This is a genomic window from Flavobacterium sp. W22_SRS_FK3 (assembly GCF_052113665.1).
GTDB lineage: Bacteria > Bacteroidota > Bacteroidia > Flavobacteriales > Flavobacteriaceae > Flavobacterium.
The window spans coordinates 109,003-133,641 of the sequence record NZ_JBGQOF010000007.1 but is presented as its reverse complement, the minus strand read 5'-3'; the positions used below and the strand labels follow the sequence as shown (position 1 = coordinate 133,641).

The following is a 24,639-nucleotide window of genomic DNA, read 5'->3' as shown; positions in this document are numbered from 1 at the left end:
ACTATTAAATAACGGGATTTTTTTTATTCAGATTGTATTTTACAAATTATACATTTTCTTTCTTTGTTCCTGAATTTTTTCGTCATCCAGATATTCATCAAATGTCATGTAACGGTCAATTGCTCCGTTTGGTGTAAGTTCCACTACTCTATTACCCACAGTTTGTGCAAACTCGTGGTCATGCGTGGTAAAAATTACAGATCCTTTGAAGTTTTTTAATGAGTTATTGAAAGCCGTAATAGACTCCAAATCCAGGTGATTAGTTGGCTCATCTAACATTAAGATATTAGCGCGCTCCATCATCATTCTGGATAACATACAACGTACTTTTTCTCCTCCTGATAATACGCGACTTGTTTTTAAAGCTTCTTCTCCTGAGAAAATCATTTTCCCTAAGAATCCTCTAATAAATACCTCATCACGCTCCTCTTCTGTTTTTGCGTATTGACGTAACCAGTCTACCAACGTCAAATCATTTTCAAAGAATGAATGATTTTCAGCAGGCAAATATGCCTGATTGGTTGTAATTCCCCAATCAAAAGTTCCAGCATCTGCTTTTTGCTGGCCATTCAAAATTTCGTAGAAAGCTGTTGTAGCACGCGAATCTTTTGAGAAAAGAACGATTTTATCTCCTTTTGCCATATTCAAATCTACATCTTTAAACAAAAGATCTCCTTCTACAGAAGCTGCCAAACCTTCAACATTCAAAATCTGATCTCCGGCTTCACGATCCTGATCAAAAATAATCGCAGGATAACGACGGCTTGAAGGCTTGATTTCTGAAATATTCAATTTAGAAATCATTTTTTTACGTGAAGTCGCTTGTTTCGATTTGGCAACGTTCGCACTAAAACGACGAATAAATTCTTCCAGCTCTTGTTTCTTCTCTTCGGCTTTTTTGTTTTGCTGAGCACGTTGTTTTGCCGCTAATTGGCTAGACTCGTACCAGAAAGTATAATTTCCTGAATAGTGATTTATTTTTCCAAAATCGATATCTGAAATATGGGTACAAACCGCATCTAAAAAGTGACGGTCGTGAGATACTACAATTACAGTATTTTCATAATTTGCCAAGAAATTCTCTAACCAGGCGATTGTTTCAAAATCCAAATCGTTGGTAGGCTCATCCATAATAAGCAAATCAGGGTTTCCGAAAAGTGCCTGCGCCAAAAGCACACGTACTTTAATTTTTCCCTCTAAATCACCCATTAAAGTATAATGATGCTCTTCGTTGATTCCTAAGTTAGACAACATCGCAGCAGCATCAGAATCAGCATTCCAGCCGTTCATTTCTTCAAACTGAACCTGAAGTTCTCCAATTCTATCCGCGTTTTTATCGTTGTAGTCTAAATAAAGTTCATCCATTTCTTTTTTAACAGCATATAAAACTTTATTTCCCATCAAAACAGTTTCCAAAACCGTATGTTCATCGAACATGTTGTGATTTTGGTTCAAAACCGACATACGTTTTCCCGGTTCTAAATGAATGTGGCCAGAAGTTGGGTCGATATCGCCCGAAATGATTTTTAGAAAAGTAGATTTTCCAGCACCATTGGCTCCAATAACGCCGTAAATATTTCCGTGTGTGAATGTAGTATTTACTTCGTCAAACAAAATACGTTTGCCAAATTGAACTGATAAATTATTGACTGTTAACATGAATGTCTTTTTAATTAATTTGGTGCAAAAGTACGAAAAAAGGTTCTAAGTTGCAAAGGCGCTACGTTGCTAAGTTTTTTTGTGGTGCAAGTGGTAAAAAAAAGTGAAATGTGAGACGTCTACCACACTAAAACTTATAACATATTACAATTTACTTTCTTTCTCCAAAGCAACTTCTAAACTTTCGTAATCATTCACCACTTTCGTTATTATACCTTCTTTATTTAGGATAAAATGTGTTGGAAAAGCATTTAAATCTAAAGTTTCGTTCATATACAGTTTCATGTTTGGGATTACGGAATATGACAATGGTTTTCTTGCCAAAAATGTTTTTAGCTGTTCCTCTGTGTCTTCGGCGAGACTTATAAATAAAATATCTTTCCTGTCTTTGTATTTTTCGACTAATTGATTGACATGCGGAAATTCTTTGATGCAGGCGGCACAATGAATGTACCAGCATTTAATGACAATAATTTTTCCTTTCATAGTTTCGTTTGAAACTACATTTCCGTCTAAATCTTTAAAAGTGAATTCAGGAAAAGTGTTGCCTTCCATCTTATAGTTTTTAAGGACGTCAAAAGCAATTTGATTGATTGTGGCTTTTATACTGGTATCAGATTTAGGCTGAATTTTAAATAATTTATAATAATAAACCGAGTCAGCTGATTTTAAACAGACTGGAATAAAACTTTCGTTAACCAATTGATCCAAAAATGATTCTTTTGAAATTTCTTTTGACTGAAGATCAAGTGCTGTAAAATCTCTTGAAAGCATTATTTTTTTGCTTTGATACGTCCACCAATCCATAAATTTATTTTGAATCTGAATTGGATCAACTTCTGGATTTCCAAATTTAGTCTGACCTGAGCAAGAACTTACAATTAAGGATATAACGATAAAGCTAATTAGTTTCTTCATGAAATTCAATAGAATAATTTTAGGATTCAAAAGTACTTAAAAATTCATATCTTATGCAGATTCTGGAGATTAAGCAGCTAATTTATTTAGTAAATGAGATTGCTTCGTTCCTTGCAAAGACAACAAACTTTCTTGCTAAACTTAAAGCCCTAGCCCTGATCGAAGCGTTATCCTTTTATGGCGGGGTTCGCCATAAAAGATTAAACGGAGAGCAGGAAATAGCTCCTAATGAAAAATAAAATTCAAATTCTAACTTTATGCTTCGCAGTTACTTTATGCGTTTAGTTTTAAAACACAAAAAAACCTGACAATTACTTGCCAGGTTTATAATGCTCTCCTCTAAGCAAAAACCAAATAACAAATTACCTAAAATCGATACATTTATTCGAAATAAAAATTAGATTAAAAAATAAATAACCAAACTCAATTTTAACCATCCTAACATTTTATTTCTAAATTTTAGCCCTTAACTCTAGTTCATAAAGTTCATGACTTTGAAAGTTTTTTTACTTCCTGATTTGTTTGTTACTATAACTAAAAACAATTGTTTAGTAGAGAAACTGTGATTCTGAAGTAAAATTTCTTTATTATTTTGAATGTTTTTATAACTAACTACTCTTTGTCCTAGTAAATTGAAAACATCAACCTGATCGATATCTTCTGTATTACTTGTTACTGATAAAGCGTCGTTTTTAAAATATGCAACTGTTTTACTTTCAGTAGAATAATCCTCAATTGCTAACATTTTCGCTGTTGATTGTGAGGCAAAATAGGCTGCATATGCCTTTGATAATTCAGACGAATTGCCACAAGAAGAAGCATCCCAGTTTACAGACCAAGTCATTAAACCTCTCAAATTAGGATAAGGCCCTCCAGGTTGCATAGTATACGTTCTTCCTGAAAAAGTGGTTCCTGTTCTTAAATAATTCAAAGCACTAATTCCTTCGGCCGGAGTGATATAACCACTACCAGCTGCACTTGGACAAGCGGGTAACCCTATAAGAATTTTTGAAGGTGGTAAACCATCAAAATGCATTCCGGTTGTACCAATATTATACCCTTTTACAAGCATATCAGTTAGAGCGGTCACCATATTTGCTCTCTTAGCTGAACCATAGTATTGACCATCTAATCCGTTTTCTCCTCCTGTATTATACAATTGTACAGCTAGCAAATCCAATTCATTACGCAAGTTTTGAATAATTGGAAGGAAGGAACCAAAAGTATCCGTATAGGTAGAATATCCTCCTTGTACATATTGTGTTTCCGGAGCTGCAGTTAATAAAAATCCAGGGCCATAGTACGCTTTTAATTCTTTACAGGCATCTACTATGTTTTTTAATCTTGGATAAGCTGAGATTCCCGCATAAGAAATATCTCTTAAACTTCCTGCATTAAAATTCATTGATCCACCTTCAAAATCTAAATCAACTCCATCAAATTGATACTCGTCAATAATTGCTTTTAAGCCATTAACAAAAATATTTTTTTGAGTTACATTATCTAAAACGACATGACCATTTTGACCTCCAATAGAGATAATAACGGGAACGCCGCTAGCTCTTAAACTTTGAATATCATTTTTCAACAATTGTTTATTGAAAACCCCATTAGTCAGATATCTGTTGTCATTTGTAGTTAGTACTGGTGTATAACCATCACGATTAACTGTTTCTACGAAAGAATAGTCAACTACGTTGAACTTGCTTCCAACCATTTGAGAAAAATACAAAAATGGAGCAGCAGAGTTTTCCCAAGAGTGTGCATATCCTAAAATAACTTTAGATGGAAGTGCAATAAATCTATTAGTGCTGACTGGCGCAATTTTAATGGTATTGTTTAATGTAGTTACGCCGGATTTGTTATCTGTTGCTTTGATCACAACTGGATAATCCTGATAAGCGGCTGGTGTAAAATTATACGTATAGGTATTATTTGCCCCTGCTGACATATTAAATGTACCCCCATTTATTGTAATACTAACACCTGAAACCGATCCGTCACTATCAACAGCTGTAACTGAAATTGGCACAACCTGAAAAGAACTTTGGTTCACAGTAGTATTTGATGGTGAATTCCAAGTAATTACTGGTAGTGAATTTGGGCAGTTTGCACCTGAACAATTTAATGTAAAACTATATGTTTTTGTATCTGTTGTTCCGTTTGATGCAGTAGCCGTAACGGTTAACGTATGAGAAAGCGAAAACTGATTTGCTACTGGTGTCCAAATCGCTGTATAAGTTCCCGAAGAATTGGTAGTACTCAGGCTTTGTCCATCTAAACTAAATACAACAGATGAGATTGAAGTGGCATCAGCAGCACTTAATCCAACACTTGCAACAAAATTAATTGCTGATCCTAAATTTAAAGAAATCGCTGAACTTGTTGGTGCAGTAATTGTAACCACTGGAGTTGTAGCAACTACCGTCTGCGTATTAAAATTAAAGACTTGTGGTGAAGTTGGAAGATTTGTTTGTGGATAAGATGGTAAATAAGCAACACCTTGATTTTCCCAACCATTAATCTTTAGACTTAAAAAAGTAGTATAGCCATTAAGTGCAACATTTTCAAAATGGTAATTTCCCTGGGCGTCTGACAAAGTTGATAAGTTAACCCATCCATGAGTCTCATTAGTATATGGTAAAATTAAATCCACTTTTACTCCAGCTACTGGAGCTGCTCCATTTTTAACAGTCCCGCTAATTAAATAACCATTGGCAGTATTCTGCGTAAAGTTTAATGTTTTATTTGAGTTTATTGCAGAATAAACCGTTGAAGACGGACTAAAACTTGCTCCCGTTTTTGAAGCCGTTACAGTATAATCTGATCCTGCAACTAAATTGGCAACGCTATAATTTCCCGAAGCATCTGAAACTGCTGTTAATGTTGTAGCTCCTGAAATCGCAGAAACTGTTACTCCTGAAACTGCAGTAGTTCCATTTTTGGTTGTTCCGCTAACGGTATAATAAGCTGGATTTACAACTTGTGTAAAATTCAACGTTTTATTAGAACCAATAGCGCTATAAACTGTTGATGCCGGCGTAAAAGTTAATCCTGTTTTAGCAATAGTTACCGTGTAATTTGATCCTGAAACCAAATTAGCAATACTATAATTTCCTGAAGCATCTGAAGTTCCTGTTAAAGTTGTGCTTCCAGAAACCGCTGAAATGGTTGCGCCAGAAACCGCAGCTGATCCGTTTAAAACTGTTCCGCTAACTGTATAATAAGTTGGATTTATTACAGTTTGTGTGAAATTTATTGTTTTATTTGAATTTATCCCTGTATAAACAGTAGAAGCCGGAGTAAATGTCAAACCTGTTTTTGTAATCGTAACAGTATAGTCTAATCCAGCAGCTAAATTTGCAACACTATAATTTCCGTTTGCATCTGAAACCGCTGTTAATGTGGCGCTTCCTGATACTGCCGTAATGGTTGCGCCAGAAACCGGAGCTGATCCGTTTAAGACTGTTCCGCTAACTGTGTAATAAGTTGGCGTAACCACATTTGTATTAAAATCATAAACTGTTGCTGTTGCAGGAACTGGGAAATTTGCTAAATTATTTGGTAAGTAAACTACCTCACCGTTTTCCCAAGTGTTTAATTTTAAGCTCGAAATTGAGGTGTACCCATTTAAAATCGCATTATCAAAACTATATTTTCCCTGAGCATCCGTCACCGCTATTTTACTTACATATGGATGTGTATTATCTGTCCAAGGCAAAATCAATTCTACTTTTGCACCAGAAACCGGATTTGTACCATTTTTAACTGTTCCGCTAATTTTACTGGCTCCAACGATGATAACATCTTGCGTAAAGTTCAATGTTTTATTAGCCGTTAAATTAGTATAAACTGTTGAAGCAGGAGTATATGTTTTTCCCGCTAATGCAGCAGTAACTGTATAATTGCCACCCGATGGCAAATTAGCAATCGTATAAACTCCGCTTGCGTTTGTTGTAGCAGTAAAAGTTCCTCCTGTAGAGGTTGCTGTAACTGTAACTCCTGAAACTGGCATTGTATTATTCGAAATAGTTCCGCTTACCGTATAGTATACAATTGGTGCTCCCTGAACAAAATCCAAAGTTTTATTCGCATCAATTGATGTATAAACTGTAGAGGTTGGAGTATAAGAGAACCCTGTTTTTGAGGCGGTTACTGTAAAATTAAGACCAGCAGTTAAACCTGTTACACTATAAATTCCACTTGCGTTAGAAACAGCTGTTAAAGCTGTACTTCCAGAAACTGCGGAAATTGTAACTCCTGAAACCGGTGTTGTGCCGTCAAGAACTGTTCCGTTTACCGTATATGTTGGTTGTGTTCCATTAATAACAATTGCTGTTTGGTTTACGGTAACATTAGTTAAGGTTACCGGAGTAAAAGTATAACTCGCTTTTAAAGCTGTCAAAGTATAATTTTGACCTGAAGTTAAATTATTAAACGTAAAATTACCTGCTGTAGAAACCACTGTCTGCAATACTACATTACTTGCATTGCGCAATTCAACAGTCACGTCAGGAACCAGAACTGATCCGTTTTTTACAGAACCGGCAATACTTACTGTTCCTGCAACTATACTACCGAAAGAAGTATCAACCTGGTTTAATAACGAATTAGGAATCGAACCTCTGGTATCCTGCGATAATTCCCAAACCATACCTCCGGCAAGATTTCTTGATTTTATGTATTGCACTTTCAAATCCATTGACTGCTTATCTTCATAAGAGATAAACTGTTTTAAAGTAGCATTGTATAAATAAGGGACTTTTGTAGTATTATCAAAATACCTGACCCATCCAGCAGCTGCAGCAGTTGGCGTTACTAACATGGTATTTGGATCTAAATAAGGATGAGAATTAGTAACCGGATTACCTACTAAATCACAAATTTCAATACTTCCGGATTTTTCGCAGGCTGCAGGCCCATCCCAGGTTCCTGTCGGATTCTGTGGATTTGTACATCCTGAAACGATATCTCTTGGCGCTGAAACAAATAATCCCGGTAAATTAGGATTTGTTCCATTATTAGCAACATGATCGAATTTTTTTCCGTAAAAAGGCAATCCCATTATTAATTTATTAGCAGGAAAACCAACCACATTCAGAAATTGATTTGTTAACTCATCCAATGACTCTGATTGAGTTGCACCGTATAAAGGATCGTTTGAGTTTCCACTTGAATATAAAGGAGCATTGTAGCATGTTTTATCATACCAGTTTCCTCCAAAATCATAACCGAAATAAGTAATATAATCACAATAAGTCGAAATATCTTCTGTCATTCCGTATTGAGATCTGTTATTTGGCCCTAAATATTGTGAGCCTACTTTGCGGACATTATTTCCTGCCGCAATAGAAATTAATTTATTTGGCATTGCCTGACGCATTGCTTTTAATAAATAAACCAGATTTTTGTTGTCGTCCGGACTGTACTTTTGTGGAGGGATTGGAGATCCGTTAATCACTTCTGTACCATCTGTTCCTCCGGAAAGAGGATATTCCCAATCAATGTCAAATCCGTCAATAAAGGGATAAGTAACAATAAAATTGGCCATATCCGCAGCTAAAGCAGCTCTTGCTACCGGACTTGCAGCAATTGGAGAAAGATCCTGGCCTTTTGTCCATCCTCCTACAGAAATTAAAATTTTTAAATGTGGATACTTTTCTTTTAGTTTTTTCAAATCATAGAAGTTCCCTTTTACAGGAGCATCCCACGGAATTCCGCCTTCCATATGCTCAAAATCGGCATAAGAATCTAAGGATAATAACTTTGTGTTTTCCGGGTGGGCGGGATCAAAAGTGGTTCCGTAAAAAGAATAATTCAAATGCGTCAATTTGCTTCCGTCAATTTTCGGAACGTTAAAATCCCGCGCATAGATTGACCATTGTGCATAATACCCTACTACTTTTTTACCGTGAGCTGGTTGTGCTGACGCGAGTAAGGGAAACAATAGTAAAAAAAGTAATCTGTAATAATGTTTCATAGTTAATTAATATTGGTTAATAGAAAAAATATTCCAATTACAATAGACACTGGCTTAAAAAAAACCTGCAAATACAATAACTGGGATTCAACTGATTACAAATAAAAACCTTGCATACAGTTGGAATAAATTCTTTTTTACTTCTAAAAATAAATATTACTATTACCTATTTTGTCAATAATGATTAGTGAATAGTAGTAAATTATACTTATGTCTTTTTTAAAGATATTTGTTAAATACTAAAAGATAAATTTGAAAATAAATCATCATTCTAAATATTTTACTTTTTTGTTCTTTCTGTTTCTTATTCTATTTATTTGGTTTTAAAGATTATTACTATTTGATGGTTATTTTTTTTATTGGTCTTGGTTTTCTTATAATTCTAAGTATAAAGAGTGTTTACCATAATTATCTCTACTAGGAATTTCTAGTAGAGATAAATAAAATCCAAAACAATAATGGTAACAAAACCTAAACACTTACTAATTCAAACCAATTTTTATATCAATTTTTTAAGACTTGCATACACTGCCAACTCAACATCAGCATGTTCTTTTGTATTACATTGTTCGATTAAACTTTTTAAATCTTCTGATTTTAAAGTTGATTTATTGTCTAAAACAAGTAGCAATTCTTGTGAGGCATCATTCAGTTTTTTAGCTAAAGGCAAAATTGGCTGTACTAAAGGGGCATTTGCACTTAAATTATTTAGTTCTTTATTTACAGCAATCCATTTGTTGAAAAAACGGGCTACTTTTGCTTTATTATCAGCTGTTTTAGCAGTCAAATACTGTGTTACGGCTTCATCAAAAGCCAGCGCATCTTTTGCATCAGGCGTACAGGCATCTGCAAAAAGTGTGAAAGGAGAATACGTTTGATATTCTGTTCCGTCTTTATTTCGGGTATATCCTTTTAAAGGTTCACAAACATTTGAAAATTCGTTAAGAGATTTAGTATCTTGATTGTTTGAAATATTTCTTAAAATCACACCTTTGTTGCGAATGTGTGTCAAACCCAATTCTTCTAATCTGAAAGAAACGGTTTCAAGACGTCTGTGCATATTAGATACATCTGTAATATTTTCATCTGACCAAAGTCTTTCTGCAATAGCGGCTGTTCTAGGCCAAATTCTTGAATCTAATGTTGTTGGCGTTGCCAATTCTGTCCACATAGTGGCTTCACCTCCAAGAATTCTTGCTTTTTCTTCGGCAGTTAAACTAGCATTTTTAGGCATTGGATCGTTTAGATAATGACTCTCAATTGGATACATCAAATCAATATAATATCCGTTTGATAATACTGTTTTGTATCCTTTTTTTACTGCATCTACTAATGACTGACCTGCAGCAACACCTTCATTCGGGCCTCTCCAGGAATGAATAATAGCTTCTTTAGACATGTTTTTTGTCAAAATTTCTTCCCATCCCATTAATTGTTTGCCGTGTTTTTTAAGCATTGGCACTAATTGCATAGTAAAATAGGTCTGTAATTCGTGATTTGTTGCTAAATTATTTTTCTTTTTAAATGCCTGAATTTTTGGGTTTGCATCCCAGTCTTTCCCTTCATTTTCATCTCCCCCGATATGAAAATAAGCTCCGGGAAATAATGGGCAGACCTCATCAAAAATCTCACTTAATAATTGGTATGTTTTAGGATTTGAAGGATCTAATGTTGGCGAAAAAATACCCGCATTTCTTTCAACTCCATAGGTAGCAATTGCTGTTCCCTGAATGTTTTTTTCTGAAGTCCCTCCTGTCAGCGTAATCACTTTGCTTCCTATTTCAGGATACGCTGTAAGGATTGCAGATCCGTGACCAGGAACATCTATTTCCGGAACGATCAAAATACCGCGTTCATCAGCATATTTAACGATATTTTTAATTTCCTCTTGTGTGTAATATTGTCCATCCGAAGCCAATTCAATTAACTTTGGGTGTTTTTTCATTTCAATTCTCCAGCCCTGATCATCTACTAAATGCCAGTGGAATATATTCATTTTCATAGCAGCCAATCCGTCAATATTTCTTTTGATCACATCTACAGGCTGAAAATGTCTTGAAGCATCGATCATCAAACCCCTCCATGTAAATCTTGGAAAGTCTGAAATTTGTGAGTTCGGAAAATAAAATGATGTACTATTGCTCTGCATCATTTGCAATAACGTTTCGAGGCCATGTAACGCTCCTAAATCTGTTGTTGCATTGATTGTAATTTGGTTTTGTTTGATATCTAAATGATAACTTTCGTCTTCATACAAACCAATTTTTCCGTTTTTCGTACAGTTAATCTGAAGCTCTGCAGTTGGAACTTCGTTTAGTTTCGTAATAAAATCCTGTCCGAAAAACATTCCAGTTCTACCATCTAAGCGACGTAAAAAACGAGTTACACCTCCAAAAATTCTTGGATTTGGATTTCCGGTAATGTTTACTTTAAAATTTTTATTTAAAGCAAAATTCCCATCATTTAAAACAATGTTTTGCGGCCACGGCATAAGATTTAGCTGCTCTTTTTGAACTTGAGCACTAGATGTTAAACCTGCTAATAGTAGGACTAGTATATATTTCATTTTCTTTTCTTTGAAATGATGTTACCAACTGATAACATTAATAAATAATTAAGAAACAAAACTCAGATGATCTTTATTGAAACTCACAAATCACTATGAATCAAACTGAATTTTGCTATTAGATTTGTCCCCACTCAAATCACTAAATAATCTTAATAATCAAAACGCTTAAAAGCTTCAATAGCTTCATATTCTGCCAGTCCTAATTCATCATATAGAATTGCTGTGTTTTTATTTCGGTCTTCTGCCCTAACCCAGAATTCCCTGGAATCATTACCCTGGAACATAACCCTGTCTTTCTGGGATTGGTGGTACAAGATTGCGTGACGTTTCAATAATACTTCTGATGGTGAAAGCGGAACGGCCATATCAATTTCATGAATATCCCACTCGTGCCATGCACCTCGGTATAACCATAACCAGCAATCATCCATATATTTTTCTGGTTTTAATTGTTTCATGGCTGCAAAGATGGCGTTTAGACAAACTTCATGTGTTCCGTGTGGATCAGCAAGATCGCCTGCTGCAAATACCTGATGTGGTTTTATTTTGGCTATAATATCCTTAACAATAGCCACATCTTCAGGACCTAATGGATTCTTCTTAACTTGTCCCGTTTCATAAAATGGAAGATCTAAAAAATGAGTATTTTCATCTTTTAATCCAATGTATCTTGTTGCTGCATAAGATTCTCTTCTTCTTATAAGTCCTTTTAATTTGCGAACTTCTAAAGAATCGATTTGGTTTTCTGATTTGTTATTCAAAAATTCAATTACCGATTTGAAGTTAATTACGCTGGCGGAATCGCCAACAAAATCTTTAGCTACTTCGGCAAATTTTAATGCCTCGTCATCTGTAACTGCAATATTTCCTGAGGTTTGATATACTACATGTACATCGTGACCTTGTTTTATCAATTTTGAAAAAGTTCCTCCCATAGAAATCACATCATCATCAGGGTGTGGACTAAAAAGAATAACTCTTTTTTTAGCAGGATTAGCTCTTTCCGGACGATGTGAATCGTCTGTGTTTGGTTTTCCACCCGGCCATCCTGTAATGGTATGCTGCAAAACATTGAACATATTAATATTCAAATCGTACGCAGAACCCTCTTGCGCCAAAAGATCAGACATTCCGTTGTTGTTGTAATCACGGTCAGTCAGTTTTAATATAGATTGTTTCGTTTTTTGGCATAACCAAACAATCGCTTTACTTTTTAATTCCTGTGTCCAGATACATTCTCCTACTAACCAAGGTGTTTTAAAACGCGTTAATTCTACTGCTGCAGACTGATCCAATACGAAAGTCGCATTTGGATGGTTTTGTAAAAATGTGGCTGGAACTTCAGAACTGATATCACCCTGAATCGTTCTTTTGATGATATCGGCTTTGTTTTGTCCCCAGGCCATTAATACAATTCTTTTTGATCTCATGATTGTAGAAACGCCCATAGTAATTGCTCTTTTCGGGACATTGTCTATACCATTAAAATCTGATGAAGCATCAACTCTTGTAATGTGATCCAGTGTAATGATTCTGGTTCCTGAATTAATATGTGATCCCGGCTCATTAAAACCTACGTGACCCGTACGACCAATACCTAACAATTGAAAATCAAGCCCTCCTGCATTTTTAATATTCATCTCATAATCAATGCAATACTGATTTAATTCATCAATAGATACCGTACCATCAGGAATATTTACATTTTCAGGATCAATATCAATATGGTTAAAAAGATGCTGATGCATGAAATAGTGGTAACTCTGATTGTTCTCTTTTGTCATTGGATAATATTCATCCAGATTAAAAGTGATTACATTACGAAAACTTAATCCTTCTTCTTTGTGCATTCTCACTAATTCCTCATATACTTTTATAGGAGAAGAACCTGTTGCTAAACCCAATACACAAGACTTGTTTTTTTCTTGTTTAGATTTAATTAATTGTGCAATTTCCTGCGCAACAATTATTGAAGCTTCAGTAGAATTTTTGAAAATTTCATTATGGATTTTTTCAAATCTGGTCTCTTCAAATTTCCCTGCACTTTTATAGCTGATATCAGGTTTTATTTCTAAAGCACTTTTCATTTTTTTCTTTTTATAGTAATTACCCTTTTGGTTTTTGAAATGGTATAAGCAATTTTCACCGCTTATACCATTTACTAACCAAACTTAATATTCTTTCTTTTTTTTTATTTTTTTTTAGAAGTTAGGGCCAGTAGTATCCCACCAAAGTCTTGTTCCTCCTGTATCAGGACCATTCAGTTTAGCAACACCTGTTGCAACACCACCTGAATTAGCAGATTTTTCAGATTGAACGAAATTGATTCTTCTTACACCAAATTCTGTCGTGATTGTATTTCCACTATAATTTTTAAGTACAGGGAAAAGTTTAGGATATCCTGTTCTTCTGTAATCAGACCAAGCTTCTTGTCCTTCAGGGAAACCTGCAATCCATTTTTGAGTAATAATTTTTTGCAATTTCACTTCATTAGTTGCAGCTTCATCCCAGGCCACAGTAACATTGTTCACCGCTGGAGAATTGTTTACCGGGAAATTAGGATCTACATAAGCTTTTGCAGTTTTTATATTGTCAGCCATATATGCTGCTGCGCCAGATGCTCCTCTTTGGTCAAATGAAGCTTGAATTCCCGCTTTATATAATGACTCAGCGTCACCTCCCATATCCCATCCTCTTAATGCACCTTCAGCTCTTAAAAAATAAGCTTCAGCGGTAGTCATTAAAACAATTTCTTTAGATTTAACAACTGATCCAATTCCTGAAAAGTCCTGGTGATCTGATTTTGCAGCAATATCTATACCTGTACGAACTCCTTTAAATTGACCAGGAAATTGAGTTGAAAGGTCAAAATAAATTGCCAGTCTTGGATCTTCATATCCTCCCATAATTGATTCCATATCGGCAGACATTCTAATATCTAACCATGAATCACTAATTGTTGCAATTGGATTTGTATAAACAGGTGATACAATTTTAAATAAATCAGCATTTGTCATAAACACTCCAAATTTTTGAGCAACAGCTTTTTCAGCTTCTGTTTTTGCCAATGCCGGTTTTACTTTTACAATACGCATTGCTAATCTTAAGCGCAAAGTGTTTGCAAATTTTACCCAAGCTTTATAATCTCCTTTATATGCAGACAAGTCAGTTGTTACAAATGTTGAAGCCTCACCTGCATCTACTCTTTTTGTTAATTCAGCTACAGCAATATCCAATTCACTAAACATTTGATTGTATACTTCTTCTTGTGAATCATATCCAATTGTAGCATCTGATGTACCAAATTGAGAATAAATTATTGGTCCAAAAGTATCTGTCATTCTGTGCATTCCTTCAACTTTCAATATTAAAGACAAAGCATAAAACTGATCATATTTACCTTTAGATTTATTTGCAATATCATAGGCATTAAACATTACGTTTGGATATGCGTAATCCCAGATAAATCCATTCCATCCATCAACTAATGAATAAGTTGTATTGTTGATTCCTCCTGCAAAACCTGTTGGAGTCGCCATATAACCAGACCAGATATCACAATTTAAACCTTGTTGTAATTGATAAACCCACTCCGGAGTCAGAACTTGTATATTATTAAACATCGGAGAAAAATCTCCTTTGATGTGGTTAAAATCCTGTTCACGCAGTTCTGGTGTAATACCATATGGATTGGTATTTATTTCGTCAAAATTACTTGTACAACCTACTGCAGCAAGCAATGACACACAAATAGCCGCTTTCGTTATTTTATTATTTAGTTTCATTTTTTTAAATTTAGAAAGTTACATTTAAATTAAGACCAATACTTCTCGTAGATGGTAAGCCATAAATGTCTACACCCTGTAACCCTTGACCAGTACTTAATGCAATATTTGGATCAAAAGGAGCGTCTTTGTAAATAAAGAATAAGTTTCTGGCAATTAATGAAATACTCGCTGATTGAATAAAAGGCAATGTTTTAGGATTAAAATTGTATCCAATAGAAACCTCTCTTACACTTACATTTGTTGCATCATAAACGTATTCACCAGTAACTCCCGCTCTTCCACCAACTTGTGTATAATAGAACTGAGCATCCATTGTATTAACCGGAGTACCGTCACTTGCTCTTACAGCATTGATTGCAACACCACCTGCATTTCTGGCATCGCCAGTTGCTTTAGAAACTCCAAAAGAATCATTTTGAGCTTCTGTTAAACTCATTACATCACCGCCAAAACGACCGTCAATTAATACATTAGCAAAGAAAGAACCAAATTTGAATGAGTTTGACCAACCTAACATGAAATCAGGATTAGAGTTTCCAACTTCTTCAAAGTCTGTTTTTTGAACTGTATTATCATCGTTTAGCAAAATTCTGCCCTGAGCATCTCTTTTAAAGTTAATTCCTTCAATTACACCGTAAGGTCTTCCCTCTATTAATGCATATCTGTAGCTGTTAACACCAGCTTCAGTTAAATTAACTCTTCCTCCTAATTCGTTAGGAATTTCTTTTACTTTATTTTTATTCTGTGAAAAGTTGATTGTAGTATCCCAAGAAAATTTATCTCCTCTTACAATTCCTCCAGTTAATACAATCTCAATACCTTTGTTTTGAATACTACCAGCATTAAATCCATAATATTTAACCCCTTCTTTATTTCCAACTGGTGCCAAAATCTGTAAGTATTGATTTTTTGTTTCAGAATTATAATAAGAGATCTCAAAACCTAATCTATTATTAAACATTCTCCACTCTGTACCAAACTCAAATTCTGATTTTAATTCAGGTTTTAATGTAGTTCCTGTTTTTGGTCCGGCATTTGGCTGTGTATTTTGACCGTTAGTAGGAGTATAAAGGTAAGTAGGATCAGTAATAAAAGGATAGATATCATTACCAACTTTTGCAAACGTACCACGTACTTTTCCATAATTAATCCATTCTGGTAATGTTGTCATTTCACTAATTAGTGCAGTTACACCCACAGATGGATAAAAATAAGGATCAGGCACTGTAGATGACCAGTCGTTTCTTCCGGCAAGATCTAAGAATAGCATATCTTTGTAACCAAATGTTGTAGTTGCAAATACAGATTGAACTTCTCTTCTTGAATCTATTGTTTGATAATTACCTGAATTATTTACAAAGTTGGCTAATGTAAACCAGTTAGCATAAACTAATCCTGAACTAATACCAGAATCTAAAATTGTTTTATCGTTTGTTGATGTATTTGTAATACTTGTTCCAACATTTGCACTGAAATTGAAATCAGAACCAATTTTTGTATTGATTGTAGCTATTAAATCTGCGTAACGCTGTGAACTTAATGCATTTTCATTAATATATCTACCGTTAATATTAGAAAGAGTACCTTGAGTTGTAGCGTATATTTTTTTATCAAATGAACTTGTTATTCTATTATAGCTATATCTTGATGCAATTGTTAACCAGCTACTTGCTTTGTAAGATAGAGATAACGATCCGTTGAAGAAATCATTTTGATCTTCAGATTTATTTCTGTTGATTGCCCAATATGGATTTTGCATAATATCTCTATTAGTCATCCAGTTTTGCGCCATTAAGTTTCTGTTTGGATCAAATAACTCGTAGTTATTTTTGTATTCATTAAAATCATTTCCTCTTGGCATCAAATAAACACCAGTAAGCGGGTTAAAGTAAAAACCATTAACAGGTTTATTTATAATTGTTTGAGAAGTATAATTTGCATTAGCTCCAAAAGTTAATTTATTATCAAAGAATTTCGCTGTTTGTCTAATTCCGAAGTTGTTTTTCTTTAAACTATTTCCTGGAACTATACCTGTTGCATTTGTATTAGCATAAGAAAATGCAGTTGAAGAAGTTTCAGTACCAAGAGAATATCCTACTGATGTAATTTGAGTAGTTCCTGTACTAAAAAAGTCTTTCACATGATCTGGTGATTTTTGTTTCGCTCCCCAAGATTCGTCAGCTCCCGGAGCAGCGATATAATCTGTTTGGAATTTAGGCATATAAGCCGCTTCTTCAAAAGTAGTTACAGATGAAGCTGTAAAATTAGCCTTTCCTGTTTTAGCTTTTTTAGATGAAAGCAAAATTACACCATTAGCTCCCTGAGAACCGTATAATACAGAAGCCGCAGCACCTTTAAGAACTGTCATTCCTTCGTAATCATCAGGATTAATTAAAGAAACTACATCTCCACCATCACGGTTACCTCCAGATAAACTACCAAATGAATCATTAGGCTGACCAGAACCTGAGTTTAACATTGGGATACCATCTATAACGTATAAAGGCTGGCTATTAACAACTGATGAATTTCCACGAATAACTACTTTAGTAGATCCACCTGTACCACCAGAACTTTTAGTTACGGCTACACCGGCAATTTTACCTGCAATTGTATTGATAACGTTAGCATCTTTTACACGAGTTAGTTCTTCGCCTTTAAGCTCCTGAGCTGCGTATGTCAAAGATTTTCTCGTTTTCTTCAAACCTAAAGAAGTTACCACAACTTCATTAAGTGCATTTGATGCTGCTTGTTTCATATTTACATTAATTGTAGTGGCATCTCCTACAACTATTGTCTGAGTTTCTAGCCCTACATAAGTAAAAACTAAACTCTGACCTTTTTGAACTTCGATTGTGTACAATCCGTCAAAATCGGTAGTTGTTCCCTTTTGGCCTCCTTGTACTGCAACAGATGCACCTGGTAATGGCATCCCGTCAGAATCTGTAATCAAACCCTTGACATTTTTTACCTGAGCAAGTGAAACCTGCGCTGTAAAAACAATCATAAAGATTAATAAAAATTTTTTCATGTTTATTTTATTTGTTAGTTATGGTGTAAATTTATTCTTAAGGTATTGTTAAAAAAAATAATTTATACAAACTGCATCAAACTTTAAACGAACGACATAAAACAATCAATAATACGTTTTACGAAAACGTTTTTTTAATAAAATAATATACTATTACTGGAATTATATAAAATTTTATTCAAAAAAATTGTGTTTCATCAAGTAATTGTTTAAAGTTGCATATAATTAAACCAATCACAATATCTCTAATACATTAAAAAATTGAGTGAAATTCAAAAATTAAATTTTGATATTAAACTTCAAAATCATATTTGGTTTTGGAGTGTTTATTTCACACTTAACTTTTTAAGATGGGGTGCTTACTTCAACGATTATCAATATTCATTTAAGTCTAATTTGATTGAATTTTCGTTACACATACCTTTAGTTTATTTCAATCTTTTTGTTTTAGTTCGTCATTATGTCCTAAAACAAAAGTATTTTAAATATACCATTGCTTTATTAATTAGTCTTTTTTCAATCTACTTAATAAAGACGGCTCTGACCTATTATATCATCTCCGAAAATATCTGGCCTGAAGCAAATCGTGAATACCATCCTTTTGACATCAATCATATTCTTGCAGTATGTATTGGGGAATTGTATGTGTTAGCAATGGCATCTTCTGTCTATCTGACATTGACCTGGCTGCGTGAAAGAGAAAGAAACAGATCTTTGAGAGAAAATCAATTTAAAATAAAACTTAAATACCTCGAAAGTCAGATTCAGCCCCACTTTTTCTTCAATACATTAAATAATTTATATGCATTATCCTTAGAATCTTCTAATAAAGTTCCTGATGTAATTATTAAGTTATCAAACCTGATGGAATACGTCCTATATGATGTGAAAGGGACTAAATTTGTACCTTTAATAAAAGAAATTGATTATATTCAAAATTACATCGAAATTGAAAAGCTTCGTTTTGAGAATGTTGAAGTTACCATAAACCTGGAATCCGATATTGAAGATGTCAAAGTACCTCCCTTAATATTTATTTCACTAGTCGAAAATGCCTTTAAACATGGAGGTTTAAACAATAAAAACCTCAAAATTAAAATCAATTGTAGCGTTATTGACAACACAATATTAGATTTTGAAATTTTAAATAATTTTGTATTTTCACAAAAATTTGATTCAAAAGGTGGTATTGGCTTAGTTAATACCAAAAAAAGATTAAAATTAATTTACAAAAATAAATTTAGCTTAGAATACAAAACTAAGTTAAATTACTATATAATACGTTTGCAAATACCTATTCATAATGAAGATTAAATGCTTATTAATCGATGATGAACCTTTAGCTATTAAAGTTTTACAAAATTATTTTACCAATTTTACAGACTTTGAGATTATAGGTACATTCAATAATTCTTTGGAAGCGCTCGATTTTATAAACAGCACGCCTGTTGATGTTGTTTTTTTAGACATCAACATGCCTATGATGACCGGCTTTGAACTAATTAGCCTAATCGAAAATAAAACAAAAGTCATTATCACAACCGCATTTAGAGAATTTGCTGCCGAAAGCTATGATCTTGATGTTTTAGATTATCTGGTAAAACCAATTCCGTTACCAAGATTCATTAAATGCATAAATAAAATTACGGCCGAATACTATTTAAAAAATAATATTAAAGCCGAAACTCCTAAAGGAGATTCTCATATTTTTATCAAAGTAGATAAAAAGATGATGAAAATTAATATTGAAGAAATTTTATTTGTTGAAGGAATGAAAGAATATATCAAAATTGTTACACCTGATAAAACTTATATTACTCATAAATCATTGACATCTTTATCCGAAGAACTACCTGGTGATAAATTCCTGCGCATTCATAAATCGTATGTAATTGCTCTTAATAAAGTTAAATCTATCGAAGGAAACCGCATTCAAATCCTTTCGTATACCATACCCATTGGCAGAAACTATAGCAAAGAGGTGAAAAATAAAATTTTAGAATAAAGATCCCTTTCTGTTTATCACAAATATTTAAAAAATTAACACTTTGTTGAATAAATTGTGTTGTTTGTATAATTTCTATTTTTTTTATGCTTTTTTATTTTTTTTTGAGAATTGTAACAAATATATTTACGGCTTAAACTACTTTAAAAAAACTAAAAAAAACCTTATTACATTATGAATTCAGAAAATGTGCAAACCAAGTGGGGACAATTTATTTCGTTGATAATTGTCTTCTTCTTTTGGGGTTTTGTTGGCTCTGCCAATGACATCCTGATCCCAGTATTCAAAAAAGTATTTACATTATCTCAGGTGCAGTCACAACTAGTAGCCTGGGCATTTTATGCTGCTTATTTTGTGGGTTCAATTATATTCTTTATAGTATCTCTTAAATTAGATATTTTACAAAAATTTGGATACAAAAAAACACTTTCAGCTGGTTTACTTCTTTCAGCTTTTGGTTCATTTTTATTTGTTCCCGCAGCAACAATGCAAAGTTTTCCTTTCTTTTTAACAGCTTTGTTTACAGTTGGTTTAGGGTTTTCCATTCAGCAAATTGTAGCCAATCCTTTAGCAATTAAAATGGGAAGTCCGGCTACAGGTGCTCACCGTTTAACTTTAGCCGGAGGTGTCAATTCTTTCGGAACAACTATTGGTGCAATCTTATTAGGAATTGCATTATTTGGAATGGGAGATGATAAAAAAACATCTCTTTCTTTAGAAGATATTAAATTGCCTTTTATCATTTTAGGACTTGCTTTTATTGTTGTGGCAATTTTCATGAACTTTTCTAAGATTGAAAATCCTGCTAAAGAAGAAAAAGCAGTCATTAAACATGCTCATGAAAAATTCAACATTTTAGACTATCCACAACTCTATTTGGGAATGTTAGGTATTTTTATTTATGTTGGAACAGAGGTAACCATCATTAGTAATTTACCGGCTTTATTACATACAGTAGAATTTGGTACTATTTTAGAAGATGCTATTGCACCATTTATTGCCCTTTACTGGGGAAGTTTAATGATTGGTCGCTGGAATGGAGGAGTAAATGTTTTCAATACATCAACCTTAGTAAACACAGCTTTAAAATTTATTGTTCCCGCTATAGCATTTGGAGTAATCATTGGAGCTAATATTTTTGCAGGTCATGATGTTTCTTCATTTTATATTTATCCAATCTGGATACTGTTATTTATAGCAGTATGTTTTGTTGGAGGTAAAAATGCAGGAAAAACTTTAATGCTTTTCGGAATATCAGGTGTTCTAATGATGTTTGCAGGATTAGTTTGTCCAGATCCGCAAATTGCTAAATTCTTCTTTATCTCGGGAGGCTTATTCTTATCTATTATGTGGCCATCAATTTTCGATTTAGCCATTGCAGGCTTAGGAAAAAATACAGGAAAAGCATCTTCATTCTTAATTATGATGATTCTTGGAGGAGGTGTTATTCCTTTGATTCAGGGAAGCATCTGTGATATAGATCTTACTAATCCAGACGGAATTTTCGGGATTACATGGACACATTTCTCTTATATTGTACCGCTTCTAGGTTTTGCTTATTTAGGATTCTATGGTTACTACTGTCCTAAAATATTAAAAAGACAAGGTATTAATCATGTCGAAGGTGGCGGAGGAGGTCATTAATTCAAAATAAAATACTAAAAATCCAATTTTCAATTTTATCAATGATTGGAAATTGGATTTTTTTATTGTTTTTTTTAATTTATTTTGCAGTTATAATAGCGCTTAGGTTTTTCTTAAAAACAGTCTTATTTTGCTCTGTAATAGTATAAACCGCATCTTTATCACCATGCACAATTACCTTTTCGATATCTGCCTCTAAAAGCTTTGTAGGATCTTTAATTTTTATAGTACACTCACCATCAAAATAACCGTCTTCTTCAATTATTTTTTTTGCTTCAATTTTTGTTCCGTCTGTTAAAATCGCAGAAATAGTCATTTCGCTATTCAAAGCCTTTGTAAAATAACCATCCATAACTAACATTAATCGATATGAGTTTTTCATTTCCGGACCTTTAAACTCATAGCGGGTAATATTATAACGCAGCCCTTTAGCCAGCGTCTGAAATTTTACCGTACAATCCAATTCAAAAGTAGCAACATCCCCGGCATCATTTACACTTGTTAAAACTCTTGCCTGTGCATTAGACACCAAAGTCATCATTAAAAATGCTAAAATCAGAATCTTTTTTTTCATATATCGTTCTTTTTGAGACACATAAAAAAAAATAAAAAAACGTCATATTCGATTGAAAATGACGTTTTTTATTTATTTATTTTAAAGTTAACTATTTGTTACCTTTCTCAAAATCAGCTACAAACTGCGCCAATCCGATATCTGTCAAAGGATGTTTCAATAATCCTGCAATTGCAGATAATGGTCCAGTCATAACATCTGCACCAATTTTAGCACAGTTTACAATATGCATGGTATGACGAACAGAAGCCGCTAAAATTTGTGTTTCATATCCGTAATTATCATAAATCAATCTAATTTCTTCAATCAGATTTAAACCATCTGTAGAAATATCATCTAAACGACCAATAAAAGGCGAAACATAAGTTGCGCCCGCTTTTGCAGCCAATAAAGCCTGTCCTGCAGAAAACACAAGAGTTACGTTTGTTTTAATTCCTTTATCCGAAAAATATTTTGCAGCCATAACACCTTCTTTTGTCATAGGTAATTTCACTACAATCTGATCATGTAATTCAGCCAATTCCTCACCTTCCTTGATCATTCCGTCATAATCCAGCGCATTTACTTCAGCACTTACATCACCTTCAACAAGATTACATATATCAACATAATGCTTCAAAATGTTGTTTTTTCCGGTAATTCCTTCTTTTGCCATCAAAGACGGATTAGTGGTTACACCATCCAAAACACCTAAAGCCTGTGCTTCTTTAATTTGCGCTAAATTAGCTGTGTCAATAAAAAATTTCATAATTATATCTATTTAATTGTGTTCATAATTTGAGCGTGACCACAAGGGTCCGGTCTTCCGCTATATCTTTTTGTTTAAAAAAAAACAAAAAGGATGCCGCTTCGACCCACACGCAAAATCCGTGCAAAATTACAATTATAATTTCCATAAAGTAAAAAAACATTGTAAATTTAATAGTAAATCTCTATTATCCCGTAAGTCAAAACTGATTTTATTTTTGTATTTTTAAAAAATAAAAAAATATTCCAAAGTGTTAGAAAATCATTTCAAACAGGATATAAGTAATATCCAAAATATAAGAATAGTCCCAAATTTACTCAATGTTATTTGTCAAACTACAGGAATGGGTTTTGCTGCAATAGCAAGAGTAACCGAAGAAAGGTGGATCACTTGCAGCGTACAGGATAATGTGCTTTTTGGTTTAAAACCAGGAGACGAACTTGAAATAAAAACAACAATATGTCATGAAATTCATGAAAGTAAAAAAGCAGTAATAATTGATAATGTAAGCGAGGATGATGAATTTCGTGATCATCATACACCAGCAATGTACGGTCTTCAAAGCTACATTTCGGTTCCTATTATACGTCAGGACGGAAGCTTCTTCGGCACACTATGTGCTATTGATCCAAAACCAAATAACCTGAAAGAGTTTAAAGTTCGGGAAATGTTCTACTTATTTGCTGATTTAATTTCTTTTCACCTAACAGCAATCGAACAAGCTATAGAAAGCAAAAAAATATTAGAACAAAAAAGCAATCTTCTTGAAAAAACAGAAATTGAAAAACAAAAGGCTGAAAAATTAAAATTAAACGCTGAAAAAAAGCTTATTGAAAAGAATATTTCACTCGAACGAATGAATAGTGAATTAGAAGCCTTCAATTACATTTCCAGTCATGATCTACAGGAACCTTTACGTAAAATTCAACTTTTTACAAATCTAATTGAAAATGAAGAAGCCGATACTTTATCTGAAAAAAGTAAAACTGCATTTCAAAAAATTAAAACATCTGCTTTCAGAATGCAAAATCTGATTAACGATCTTCTAATTTATTCTAAAACAAAATTTGACGAAAGAAAGTTTGAATTAAAAGACTTAAATCTTATTGCAAAAGATGTTATTGAAGATCTTACCGACGAGTTTGAAAACAAAAATGTAACTTTTGATATACAGGAATTAGGAAAACTTCGCGTCATAGAATTTCAATTCCGACAATTGCTGTATAATCTTATCAATAATTCGTTGAAATTCGCAAGCCCTGATCGTAATTTAACCATAAAAATAGCAGCAGAAATCACAAATGGAAAATTGGAGAAGCTTTCTCCACTTACTAAATACCATAAAATAACCATTTCAGACAATGGAATCGGATTTGACCCATTGTATACCGAAAAAATATTTGGACTCTTTCAGGCTTTGCACACAAAACCACTTAAAAGCACAGGGATTGGACTTACAATCGTAAAAAGAATTGTAGAAAATCACAACGGATTTATTAAAGCCGAAGGAGCTATAAATCAAGGAGCAAAATTTGAAATTTTTATTCCAACAGAATAGTATTTAAAATATTCTGCTGAATAAAAGTTATTGAAGAGAATTCGTCTTATTCAATTGTTTAAGTTCATCCTTGATTTCTGTTAACAGGGAAGTCATTTCATCTTGTTTTTTTATGGTATAAATTATTTTTTGAGTTTTTCTAACAAAAATCATTATAAAAATCCA

The 24,639-nt window shown here is 33.5% G+C and carries 14 protein-coding genes; 5 read left to right on the top strand and 9 right to left on the bottom strand.

The window, feature by feature from the left end; genetic code table 11:
* Positions 1 to 39: 39 nt before the first annotated feature.
* Entirely contained in the window at positions 40 to 1,659 is a 1,620-nt protein-coding gene (locus ACEN2I_RS08890) for an ABC-F family ATP-binding cassette domain-containing protein (RefSeq protein ID WP_441765745.1), read from the bottom strand.
* A gap of 144 nt (positions 1,660 to 1,803) precedes the next feature.
* A complete protein-coding gene (locus ACEN2I_RS08885) occupies positions 1,804 to 2,577 on the bottom strand; it encodes a TlpA family protein disulfide reductase (protein WP_441765744.1) in 774 nt (257 codons plus the stop codon).
* Between the two features lie 53 nt (positions 2,578 to 2,630).
* On the opposite strand from ACEN2I_RS08885, the gene ACEN2I_RS08880 reads away from it, so the two are divergent.
* Positions 2,631 to 2,816: a hypothetical protein gene (locus tag ACEN2I_RS08880; RefSeq protein WP_441765743.1), complete on the top strand. Its 186-nt coding sequence runs from the start codon at positions 2,631 to 2,633 to the stop codon at positions 2,814 to 2,816.
* A gap of 233 nt (positions 2,817 to 3,049) precedes the next feature.
* Here ACEN2I_RS08880 and ACEN2I_RS08875 read toward each other — a convergent pair whose 3' ends face one another.
* The 5 genes from ACEN2I_RS08875 to ACEN2I_RS08855 form a co-directional block, all read right to left on the bottom strand.
* The gene (locus ACEN2I_RS08875) at positions 3,050 to 8,557 is read right to left on the bottom strand and encodes a glycosyl hydrolase family 18 protein (protein WP_441765742.1); all 5,508 of its coding nucleotides are present in this window, start codon (positions 8,555 to 8,557) and stop codon (positions 3,050 to 3,052) included.
* A gap of 499 nt (positions 8,558 to 9,056) precedes the next feature.
* On the bottom strand, positions 9,057 to 11,123 hold the full coding sequence (locus ACEN2I_RS08870) for a beta-N-acetylhexosaminidase (RefSeq protein ID WP_441765741.1): 2,067 nt from the start codon (positions 11,121 to 11,123) through the stop codon (positions 9,057 to 9,059).
* A gap of 152 nt (positions 11,124 to 11,275) precedes the next feature.
* Positions 11,276 to 13,213, bottom strand: a complete 1,938-nt coding sequence (gene nagB, locus ACEN2I_RS08865) for a glucosamine-6-phosphate deaminase (protein WP_441765740.1) — start codon at positions 13,211 to 13,213, stop codon at positions 11,276 to 11,278.
* Between the two features lie 114 nt (positions 13,214 to 13,327).
* The gene (locus ACEN2I_RS08860) at positions 13,328 to 14,911 is read right to left on the bottom strand and encodes a RagB/SusD family nutrient uptake outer membrane protein (protein WP_441765739.1); all 1,584 of its coding nucleotides are present in this window, start codon (positions 14,909 to 14,911) and stop codon (positions 13,328 to 13,330) included.
* Positions 14,912 to 14,921: 10 nt separating this feature from the next.
* On the bottom strand, positions 14,922 to 17,945 hold the full coding sequence (locus ACEN2I_RS08855) for a SusC/RagA family TonB-linked outer membrane protein (RefSeq protein WP_441765738.1): 3,024 nt from the start codon (positions 17,943 to 17,945) through the stop codon (positions 14,922 to 14,924).
* A gap of 261 nt (positions 17,946 to 18,206) precedes the next feature.
* Here ACEN2I_RS08855 and ACEN2I_RS08850 point away from each other — a divergent pair, with 261 nt between their 5' ends.
* From ACEN2I_RS08850 to ACEN2I_RS08840, 3 genes are all read left to right on the top strand, one after another.
* Complete coding sequence (locus tag ACEN2I_RS08850; protein ID WP_441765737.1) at positions 18,207 to 19,259, top strand: sensor histidine kinase; 1,053 nt, start codon at positions 18,207 to 18,209, stop codon at positions 19,257 to 19,259.
* Positions 19,249 to 19,950, top strand: coding sequence for a LytR/AlgR family response regulator transcription factor (locus tag ACEN2I_RS08845; protein WP_441765736.1), 702 nt, complete (start codon positions 19,249 to 19,251; stop codon positions 19,948 to 19,950). Before ACEN2I_RS08850 ends, ACEN2I_RS08845 begins: the two co-directional genes overlap by 11 nt.
* 174 nt (positions 19,951 to 20,124) lie before the next feature.
* Positions 20,125 to 21,594 (top strand): MFS transporter, encoded by a 1,470-nt coding sequence (locus ACEN2I_RS08840; protein ID WP_441765735.1) that lies wholly within the window; start codon positions 20,125 to 20,127, stop codon positions 21,592 to 21,594.
* A 79-nt stretch (positions 21,595 to 21,673) separates the two neighbouring features.
* Here ACEN2I_RS08840 and ACEN2I_RS08835 read toward each other — a convergent pair whose 3' ends face one another.
* Together ACEN2I_RS08835 and fsa are read right to left on the bottom strand one after the other, a co-directional pair.
* Positions 21,674 to 22,168: a hypothetical protein gene (locus ACEN2I_RS08835; protein ID WP_441765734.1), complete on the bottom strand. Its 495-nt coding sequence runs from the start codon at positions 22,166 to 22,168 to the stop codon at positions 21,674 to 21,676.
* Positions 22,169 to 22,259: 91 nt separating this feature from the next.
* Positions 22,260 to 22,916 carry a fructose-6-phosphate aldolase gene (gene fsa, locus ACEN2I_RS08830; protein WP_029273133.1) on the bottom strand — a complete coding sequence of 219 codons (657 nt, stop codon included), beginning with the start codon at positions 22,914 to 22,916 and terminating at the stop codon, positions 22,260 to 22,262.
* A 250-nt stretch (positions 22,917 to 23,166) separates the two neighbouring features.
* On the opposite strand from fsa, the gene ACEN2I_RS08825 reads away from it, so the two are divergent.
* Complete coding sequence (locus ACEN2I_RS08825; RefSeq protein WP_441765733.1) at positions 23,167 to 24,474, top strand: GAF domain-containing sensor histidine kinase; 1,308 nt, start codon at positions 23,167 to 23,169, stop codon at positions 24,472 to 24,474.
* The last annotated feature ends 165 nt before the right edge of the window (positions 24,475 to 24,639 follow it).

Excerpts from the sequence above, each read along its gene's own strand:
- ACEN2I_RS08885 (WP_441765744.1), bottom strand. The coding sequence starts at position 2,577 with ATGAAGAAACTAATTAGCTTTATCGTTATATCCTTAATTGTAAGTTCT.
- ACEN2I_RS08845 (WP_441765736.1), top strand. The coding sequence starts at position 19,249 with ATGAAGATTAAATGCTTATTAATCGATGATGAACCTTTAGCTATTAAA.
- ACEN2I_RS08875 (WP_441765742.1), bottom strand. The coding sequence starts at position 8,557 with ATGAAACATTATTACAGATTACTTTTTTTACTATTGTTTCCCTTACTC.
- ACEN2I_RS08840 (WP_441765735.1), top strand. The coding sequence starts at position 20,125 with ATGAATTCAGAAAATGTGCAAACCAAGTGGGGACAATTTATTTCGTTG.
- nagB (WP_441765740.1), bottom strand. The coding sequence starts at position 13,213 with ATGAAAAGTGCTTTAGAAATAAAACCTGATATCAGCTATAAAAGTGCA.
- ACEN2I_RS08855 (WP_441765738.1), bottom strand. The coding sequence starts at position 17,945 with ATGAAAAAATTTTTATTAATCTTTATGATTGTTTTTACAGCGCAGGTT.
- ACEN2I_RS08870 (WP_441765741.1), bottom strand. The coding sequence starts at position 11,123 with ATGAAATATATACTAGTCCTACTATTAGCAGGTTTAACATCTAGTGCT.
- fsa (WP_029273133.1), bottom strand. The coding sequence starts at position 22,916 with ATGAAATTTTTTATTGACACAGCTAATTTAGCGCAAATTAAAGAAGCA.
- ACEN2I_RS08860 (WP_441765739.1), bottom strand. The coding sequence starts at position 14,911 with ATGAAACTAAATAATAAAATAACGAAAGCGGCTATTTGTGTGTCATTG.
- ACEN2I_RS08835 (WP_441765734.1), bottom strand. The coding sequence starts at position 22,168 with ATGAAAAAAAAGATTCTGATTTTAGCATTTTTAATGATGACTTTGGTG.
- ACEN2I_RS08890 (WP_441765745.1), bottom strand. The coding sequence starts at position 1,659 with ATGTTAACAGTCAATAATTTATCAGTTCAATTTGGCAAACGTATTTTG.
- ACEN2I_RS08880 (WP_441765743.1), top strand. The coding sequence starts at position 2,631 with ATGCAGATTCTGGAGATTAAGCAGCTAATTTATTTAGTAAATGAGATT.